Source organism: Citrobacter sp. TBCS-14, from assembly GCF_005280805.1.
GTDB classification, from domain to species: Bacteria; Pseudomonadota; Gammaproteobacteria; order Enterobacterales; family Enterobacteriaceae; genus Citrobacter; species Citrobacter gillenii.
Window position 1 is genome coordinate 236 of the sequence record NZ_SZWM01000477.1, and the last position, 282, is coordinate 517.

The 282-nt window shown below is 54.3% G+C and carries 1 protein-coding gene; it reads left to right on the plus strand.

The annotated features are described in order from the left end of the window. Window positions 1–282, plus strand: a 282-nt coding sequence (locus FDX22_RS31355; RefSeq protein WP_255432967.1) for a phosphoethanolamine transferase domain-containing protein, incomplete at both ends; no start/stop codon positions are given.

Here is a 282-nt window from a genome sequence, read left to right on the forward strand (position 1 = left end):
ATACCACACCGGCTGAAACCTTCGCCCTCATGACGCCGCAAATGCTCCTGACGCTGGGGCTGAGCGGCATTCTGGCCGCCATCGTTGCCTGCTGGATAAGAATCAAACCCATTACGCCAGTGCTGCGCAGCGTGTTGTATCGCGCTGCGAATATCCTGATATCGGCACTGCTTATCGTGCTGGTCGCCGCCTTCTTCTATAAAGATTACGCATCGCTGTTTCGTAATAACAAAGAGCTGGTTAAGTCCCTCAGCCCGTCCAACAGCATCGTGGCAACGTCAT